Origin of the sequence: Synechococcus sp. OH2, from assembly GCF_047462155.1 — a bacterium.
In the GTDB taxonomy this organism is placed as follows: Bacteria; Cyanobacteriota; Cyanobacteriia; order Thermostichales; family Thermostichaceae; genus Thermostichus.
Genome location: NZ_JANSIR010000042.1, coordinates 1 through 3,595, shown reverse-complemented (window position 1 = coordinate 3,595; position 3,595 = coordinate 1). Strand labels below are relative to the sequence as shown.

General features: G+C 59.4%; 2 protein-coding genes and 1 pseudogene. 2 read left to right on the top strand and 1 reads right to left on the bottom strand.

Translation table 11 applies throughout. The annotated features are described in order from the left end of the window. The coding region (locus NW835_RS03140) for a magnesium chelatase subunit H (RefSeq protein ID WP_414414499.1) at nt 1-3,012 on the bottom strand (3,012 nt) is incomplete at its 3' end. A gap of 208 nt (nt 3,013-3,220) precedes the next feature. Between NW835_RS03140 and NW835_RS03135 the strand changes: the two genes are divergently transcribed. Next, entirely contained in the window at nt 3,221-3,457 is a 237-nt protein-coding gene (locus tag NW835_RS03135) for a NotI family restriction endonuclease (protein ID WP_414414498.1), read from the top strand. A 37-nt stretch (nt 3,458-3,494) separates the two neighbouring features. Continuing rightward, a pseudogene (locus tag NW835_RS03130) lies at nt 3,495-3,595 on the top strand (IS630 family transposase); the annotation flags it as partial.

Here is a 3,595-nt window from a genome sequence, read left to right as displayed (position 1 = left end):
CAGAGCATCCGGCTTGGGACGCACTCCCAGAAGGCAGAGCACCTGGGCCAGCGATTCCCCATAAGTCTTGATGTTGTCCGTGCCCCAGAGCATCACCGAGATGGTTTCCGGGTACCTGCCGCCGTTGGCGCTCAACTCGCGGGCTAGCAGCCGCTCCACCACGATCTCCGCTGACTTAATGGCCGCTGCGGTGGGGATGGACTGGGGATCTAGAGCATGGATGTTGCGCCCCGTCGGCAACACATTGGGGTTGCGGATGGGATCCCCGCCGGGCCCCGGCAGGATGTACTCCCCTTCCAAGGCCCGCAGCAGCGATCCCAGCTCGTAGTCAGCCGTAATTTGCTTAAGGCACTCTTCCAAAAACTCAAACAGAGGCTTGAGCAGCTCTGCATCCACCTGGGGATAGCCCGCCTCCTTCAGGGCCACCAGCCAGGGCGCCTGCCGTCCCATGTTGAAGAAGTTGAGCTTAGCTACCCTGGAGACCCGCCCCTGGGCGTCGGTTTGCTCCTGCACCAGGGCCGCCACTGCCTTGTGGCAGGCCTTGTTGATGCGATCCAGCAGCTCCGTATCCGCCAGGTGCCCCCGATCCCGGTTGCGGTAGATCTCGTCGATATCCCGGCCTAGGCTCTGGGCAATAATGCGAGGCAGGCCAAGGATCCCTTCTTCTGGGCGGTCAATGCTGGCGATGCTGACCAGCGTGGCGATGGCTTCCTCTGCGGTAGGGGGCGCCCCGATGACATGCAGACCACAGGGCAATAGCCGCGACTCAATCTCCATCAGCTTGGCGTAGAGCTGGCCCACCACTGTGTCCCGTTCTTCCAGAGTCAGCTGGGCAGCATCCCCCTCTGGCAGCTCCACATCCTTGTCCAGGTTGACCAGGCGCGCCTTGTCACAGATGGCGTTGACAATGGCAACGCCCCGTGCCCCCTCCCGCAGGGTTTGGTAAGAGCCAATCAGCTCCCGCAGCTCCTGCAGACCCTTGTAGAGGCCGGCATTCTCTGCCGGCGGTGTTAGGTAGCTGATGGTGCAAGCGTAGCCGCGCCGCTTGGCAATGGTGGCCTCGCTGGGATTGTTGGCGGCGTAGTAGTACAGGTTGGGCAGGGATCCAATCAAATTATCCGGGTAGCACTCGCCCGACATGCCAATTTGCTTACCGGGCATGAACTCCAAAGAGCCATGGGTGCCAAAGTGCACCACCACATCGGCTCCCCACACTTTCTCCAAATAGGTGTAGTAGGCGGCAAAACCGTGGTGGGGGCTGGCCGATCTAGAAAAAAGCAGCCGCATGGGATCCCCTTCGTAGCCAAACGTGGGCTGCACCCCGATGAACACGTTGCCAAAGTGCTTGCCGTAAATCAGCAGATTTTGCCCGTCGGTGTTCAGGTGCCCTGGGGGTGGCCCCCAATATTTTTCAATGGCTTTGACATAGGGCGTCAGGGCCTCGTATTCCCGCACCGACAGCTTGGCAGCCACGTTCAGCTCCGGGCTGGCGTACTGGGCCTGGGCATCGTGCAGGATGGCCTCCATCAACTCCTGCGGCGTTTTGGGCAGCTCTGGCCCCAGGTCATAGCCGTTGTGGGCCAGCGCCTGCATGACGCGGTGGATGGAAGCAAACACATCTAAGTAGGCTGCTGTCCCCACATTGCCCTTGTCCGGCGGGAAGCTGAAGACGGTGATGGCAATTTTCTTCTCCAGCTTGGGCTTGCGCCGCAGATTGGCCCACTTGATGGCCCGCGCCGCGATCAGCTCAATCCGATCCTGCAGAGCATGGGCCTTGCCGGTGGCGGCGTCCCGGCCCGAGAGGATGATGGGATCGATGGCCCCATCCAGCTCAGGAATGGCAATCTGCAGCGCCACCTGCACCGGGTGCAGGCCTAAGTCACTAGTGGCCCATTCCTCTGTGGATTGAAACACCAAGGGCAGCGCCACCATGTAGGGGCGATTGAGCCGTTGCAGCGTCTCCACGGCCTTGGGGTGATCCTGCCGCGCCGGCCCGCCCACCAGGGCAAACCCCGTCAGCGACACCACCACATCCACAATTGGCGCCGTCTTCTGCTCATTCCAGAAAAACTCGTTCACCGGCTTGGAGAAGTCCAAGCCGCCGGCAAACACCGGCACCACCCGCGCCCCCCGCGACTCCAACTCCTGCACCATGGCCACGTAGTGGGCATCGTCCCCCGTCACCAGGTGGGTGCGCTGCAGCACCAGCCCCACGCAGGGAGCCAGGGGATCCTTCACGTCTTCCGGCAGATCCTCGCGGGCATTGTACCAATCCCAATACTCTGCCAGGCTGGCAAACATCTGCGGCGCCAGCGGGTGCCAAATGCCCATCTCCAAATAGGTGACTGGCTCGGCAAAGGAGAGCTGTCCCCGCATCCCCGGCAGGTAGCGATCCGCCAGCATCAGCAAAAAGTTCTCCAGGTTCTCGCGGGATCCGCCCAGCCAGTACTGGAAGCTGAGCATGAAGTTGCGGGCATCCTGGGCCTTGTCGAAGGGCAGGTACTTCAACACCTTGGGCAGCGTCTGCAGCAGCTTCAGCATCCCCTCTTGGAAGTTGGATCCCTGTTGGCGCTTGCGCATGAACTGGGCAATGGCGCTCTTGGATTGGCCCAGTTGCGCCATGGAAAAGGATCCCAGCTTATTAAGGCGCATCACCTCTGGCATGGAGGGGAACACCACCACCGCATCCAGCCGCTCCCGCAGGGGTTCTACTGCCTGTACCACCTTCTGGGCAATGTCCTCAATGAAGATCAAGGAGCCGATAAAGACATTGGCCGTCTCCAGATCCCGCCGGAAAGCCTCATATCCCGCGGGATCCCGCAGCTCTTCCACCAAGTAGCCAGACAGCTCCACCGCCAGCTTGGGGTTCTGGGCATTGATGCGCTGCACCGCCGCCGTCAGGGCACTCTGATACTGCGGCTCCAACACCACGTACACCACCTTCATCAGTCGGCGCCCCCCCAGCTCAGCAGGGGTCACGTGGCGGGTGATGGGCTTAACCAGAGTAAACATGCAGTCGCTCTCCCTTGTGCAATGCAAAAAAGCAAGTGGGCCGGGAATGGGCATTCTTCCCCAGCGCCTGTTTCCCGTTCTACCAGAGAACCGGATCCCTGCTGGGGGCATAACGCCAGCCTCGTAACAATTCGCAATAATTGCAAAGGGGGGCTCTCCTCTTGAGAAGAGCTTAGAGTGCAGGTTTCTTGCACTCTATAAGCTAATATTGAGGTTATCAGCCAGCCAAGACTTTCCTCTGGGCTCGGAGTTCTCTGCTAAGAGGAAGCTTGCGGTCAACTATCTCTCATCCTCTCAAAAAAGGCTTGTCCCTCAACTTGTTTACAAAGGTGGGATCTTGCACAGTTGGCGAAAGAAAATTGCTGTAGCGCTGAACAGATCTTTCTTCGCTGCCCTACCTCCTCTGGAACAAGTTCCAAAAGATGAAGCCGATACAGCCTGTTAATTTAAGATGGGGTACAGGTTTTAAGAGGGAGGAAGAGATGCTAACCCATTCTTTGGATCTACGGCAAAGAGTTGTAGCAGCTTATCAGGTAGGTCAGACCTCTATCTGTCAGGTAGCCGAACGGTTCATGGTGACCAA